The 4,556-nt window shown below is 75.3% G+C and carries 3 protein-coding genes; all 3 read left to right on the forward strand.

What is annotated here, in order from left to right; all coding sequences use genetic code 11:
* The coding region (locus tag AB0O00_RS30460; protein WP_363657223.1) for a Pls/PosA family non-ribosomal peptide synthetase at positions 1 to 2,650 on the forward strand (2,650 nt) is incomplete at its 5' end.
* Positions 2,632 to 4,068 (forward strand): M1 family metallopeptidase, encoded by a 1,437-nt coding sequence (locus AB0O00_RS30465; protein WP_363657225.1) that lies wholly within the window; start codon positions 2,632 to 2,634, stop codon positions 4,066 to 4,068. The genes AB0O00_RS30460 and AB0O00_RS30465, both read left to right, overlap by 19 nt.
* A 90-nt stretch (positions 4,069 to 4,158) precedes the next feature.
* On the forward strand, positions 4,159 to 4,556 hold a 398-nt coding region (locus AB0O00_RS30470; protein ID WP_363657227.1), incomplete at its 3' end, for a serine hydrolase domain-containing protein.

A 4,556-nucleotide genomic window follows, 5' to 3' on the forward strand; every position in this document is an offset into this window, starting at 1 on the left:
GCCGGGCGTCGCGGGAGCGGCCGCCGCCGTCCGCACGGCGCGCGGCGGCAACCAGCTGCTCGTCGGCTACCTGGTCCTGCACACCACGGACGAAACACAGGAAGCCCACGGAACACAGGAAGCCCACGAGCCCTTCGACCGCGCCCAGGCCGTCGAGCGCCTGCGCGCCGAACTGCCCGCCGCGCTCGTCCCGCTGCTCGCGCCGGTCGACGCGCTGCCCACCCGGACGTCCGGCAAGGTCGACCGCAACGCGCTGCCCTGGCCGCTGCCCGACCTGGAGACCGGCGGCCCGACCGAGCAGCTGTACGGCACCGAGGCCTGGCTGGCCGAGCAGTGGGCCGAGATCCTCGGCGTCACGGTCGGCGGCCCGCGCGACGACTTCTTCGCGATCGGTGGCGGCAGCCTGGCCGCCGCCCGGCTCACCACGCTGCTGCGCACCCGCTACCCGAGCGCAGCCGTCCTCGACATCTACCAGAACCCGACGCTGCGCAAGCTGGCCAGGCACCTGGAGCGCACCGCCCCCGACGGGGTCGAGGCTCGGACAATCAGCCCGGTGCCGACCAAGGCCAAGCTGCTGCAGCTGCTCCTGATGTTCCCGCTGTTCACTGTGGCGGGCCTGCGCTGGACGGTCGCCCTGCTGGCGGCCGGCAACCTGCTGTCGTACGTCGGCGACTACCCGTGGGCGCCCACCGCCTCCTGGTGGGCGGTCGGCGCGGGTGCGCTCGCGCTGTACACCCCGGCGGGCCGGCTCGCGATCGCGGCCGGCGGCGCCCGGCTGCAGCTGCGGGGCCTGCGCCCGGGCCGCTACCCGCGCGGCGGCAGCACCCACCTGCGGCTGTGGGCCGCCGAGCGGCTCGCCGAGGTGAGCGGCGCGACCGAGCTGTCCGGGGCGTGGCTGGTGCGCTACGCCCGCGCGCTGGGCGCGAAGGTGGCGCCCGAGGTGGACCTGCACGCGATGCCGCCGGTCACCGGCATGCTCAAGCTGGGCCGGGGCTGCGCGGTGGAGGCCGAGGTGGACCTGTGCGGCTACTGGCTGGACGGGGACCGGCTGGAGGTCGGCCAGGTCAAGGTCGGCCCCGGCGCCGTGGTCGGCACCCGTTCGACGCTGCTGCCCGGCGCGAAGGTCGGCAAGGGCGCCCAGGTGGTGCCGGGTTCCAGCGTCATCGGCCAGGTCCCGACCGGCCAGCGCTGGGGCGGCGCGCCCGCCGTCAAGCTGGGCCGCGCGGAGCGCGTGTGGCCCAAGGAGCGTCCGGCCCGCCGGGCCCGCTGGGCCGGGATGTACGGCGCCAGCGGCGCGGCGCTCAGCGCGCTGCACGTGCTGCCGGCCGCCGCCGCCCTCGCACTGCTCGCCCTGTTCGTCCACCCCGGCGACGACCTCGGCACGGCCGTGCGCGGCGCCCTGCTCGGCCTGGTGCCCGCGACCCTGGCGTACGGCGCCGTGTACGCGGCGCAGCTGGTGGCCGCGGTCCGGCTGCTGAGCATCGGCCTCACGCCGGGGGTGCACCCCCTGCACGGCCGGGTCGGCTGGCAGGCGTGGACGGTCACCCAGCTGATGGACCGCGCCCGCGAGGTGCTGTTCCCGCTGTACGCGGGCCTGGTCACGCCGCTGTGGCTGCGGGCGCTCGGGATGCGGGTCGGCCGGGGCGCCGAGGTGTCCACGGTGCTGGCGCTGCCGAGCCTGACGACGGTCGGCGACGGCGCCTTCCTCGCGGACGACACCCTGATGGCGCCGTACGAGCTCGGCGGCGGCTGGCTGCGCCTCGGTGAGGCGAAGGTCGGCGAGCGGGCGTTCCTCGGCAACTCGGGGATGACGGCGCCGGGGCGGTCGGTGCCCAAGCGCGGTCTGGTCGGGGTGCTGTCGGCGACGCCGGAGAAGGCCAAGAAGGGCGGCTCGTACCTGGGCATGCCGCCGATGCGGCTGCCGCGCTCGGCGGACGAGGCGGACCAGAGCCTCACGTACGAGCCGCCGGTGCGGCTGCTGTGGGCGCGCGGTCTGGTGGAGCTGGCCCGGGTGCTGCCGGTGCTGGCCTCGGGTGCGCTCGGCGTGCTGACGGTCGCGGCGCTGTCCCGGCTGGCGGACTCCTCGGTGCTGCTGGCCGCGGCGCTGTCGGGTGTGGTCCTGCTGGCGGCCGGCGCGGTGGCCTGCGCGGTCGCGGTGGTGGCCAAGTGGGTGCTGGTCGGCCGGTTCCGGGCGGTCGAGCACCCGCTGTGGAGCGGCTTCGTGTGGCGCAACGAGCTCGCCGACACCTTCGTGGAGGTGCTGGCGGTGCCGTGGCTGGTCGGCGCGGTGCCGGGCACGCCGCTGCTGAACGTGTGGCTGCGCGCGCTCGGTGCGCGGGTCGGGCGCGGCGTGTGGTGCGAGAGCTACTGGCTGCCGGAGGCCGACCTGGTGACGCTCGGCGACGGGGTCAGCATCAACCGGGGCTGCGTCGTGCAGACCCACCTCTTCCACGACCGGATCATGCGGATGGATACTGTGGTCCTCCGCGAGGGCGCCACCCTGGGCCCGGGCGGGATCGTGCTGCCCGGCAGCACGGTGGGCGAGCGCAGCACGCTGGGCCCGGCCTCGCTGGTGATGCGGGCCGAGTCCGTCCCCGCCGACACGCGGTGGCTGGGCAACCCCATCGAGGCGTGGCAGACCACGTCATGACCACCCGTCCCGGCCCGCAGGAAGTGCACGACCCCGTGAAGCCCAAGCACGCCCCGGCGGCCGCCGGAGCACCGGACCCGTACTTCCCGAACAGCGGGGACCACCGCTACCGGGTGCACCGCTACGAGCTGGCGCTGGACTACCGGCCGGGCCCCAACCGCCTCGGCGGCTCGGCCCGGCTGAGCGCGGTGGCGAACGCGGCGCTCGCCGAGTTCGCGCTGGACCTGGCCGACTTCCGGATCGGGCGGGTGCTCGTGGACGGCAAGGCCGCCCGCTACACCCACCGCGGCGGCAAGCTGCGGGTCCGTCCGGCGAAGGCGCTCACGGCGGGTGCGGCGTTCACCGTGGAGGTGCACTACAGCGGCAACCCGCGCCCGGTGCGCAGCCCGTGGGGCGGTCTGGGCTGGGAGGAGCTGACGGAGGGCGCGCTGGTGGCCAGCCAGCCGGTCGGCGCGCCGTCGTGGTTCCCGTGCAACGACCGGCCGGCCGACAAGGCGACCTACCAGATAGCCGTCACCACGCCGTCGCCGTTCACGGTGATCGCGGGCGGGCGGCTGCTGACCCGCACCACCCGGGCGTCCAGCACGACGTGGGTGTACGAGCAGAGCGCGCCGACCTCGCCGTACCTGGTGACGGTCTCGATCGGCCACTACCGGCAGGTACCGCTCACCGAGCGCCCGGCGGTGCCGCAGACCGGGTACGTGCCCGAGCGGCTGACGGAGGCGTTCGCGCGGGACTTCGGGCGGCAGCCGGCGATGATGGCGTTCTTCACCGAGGTGTTCGGGCCCTACCCGTTCGGCGAGTACGCGGTGGTCGTCGCGGACGAGGAGCTGGACGTCCCGGTGGAGGCGCAGGGCGTCGCCACCTTCGGCACCAACCACCTGGGCGGCGGCTGGGAGCGGGAGCGGCTGATCGCGCACGAGCTCGCGCACCAGTGGTTCGGCAACAGCGTCACGATCGCCGACTGGCGGCACATCTGGCTGAACGAGGGCTTCGCCAAGTACGCGGAGTGGCTGTGGTCCGAGCAGGCCGGCGGCCCGGCCGCGGCCACCCACGCCGCCGCGGCGCACTCCCTGCTGGCGGGGCTCCCGCAGGACCTGCGGCTCGCCGACCCGAGCCGGAAGCTGATGTTCGACGACCGGCTCTACCAGCGCGGCGGCCTCGCCGTCCACGCGCTGCGGTGCGCCCTCGGCGAGGCCGCCTTTTTCGGGATGCTGAAGGACTGGACGAGCATCCACCGGCACGGCGTCGTGGCCACCGCCGACCTGGTCGGGCACGCCTCCCGCTACACCGAGGCGCCGCTCACGGACCTGTTCGACGCGTGGCTGCACCGGCCCGAACTCCCGCCGCTGCCGGATGCCCCGGACTCCCGCCGCTGGAAGCTGAACCTCAACCGCCTGTACGGCCGCTCCTCGTAGGCCCGTTCAGTCACGCGTAGGACCCGATAATCTCCGGGCGCGCTCGCCGGACTGGACTACTGTCCGATCATGAGCATTCCGGAAGATCACATGACCGAGCTGTCCGACGAGCTGCTGCCCACCACCCGCCGCGCCCTGTTCCACCGCACCGCCGTGGCCCAGGCCGAGGGCCGCACGCCCTCCCTGGTCGCCGCGGTGGTGCGCGGCGGCCGGCTGGTGTGGAGCGGGGCCCGCAGCATGGTCGACGGGCACGCGCCGGCCCCCGACGTCCAGTACCGGATCGGTTCGCTCACCAAGACCTTCGTCGCGGTCCTGGTCCTGCGGCTGCGCGACGAGGGCCTGCTCGACCTCGCCGACCCGCTCGCCCGCCACCTGCCCGGCACCCCGGCCGACGGCGCCACGATCGCCCAGCTGCTCGCGCACTCCGGCGGACTCGCCGCCGAGACGCCCGGCCCCTGGTGGGAGCGGACCGACGGCGCCCTGCGGCC

The organism is Kitasatospora sp. NPDC093558 (assembly GCF_040683475.1).
Lineage (GTDB): Bacteria > Actinomycetota > Actinomycetes > Streptomycetales > Streptomycetaceae > Kitasatospora.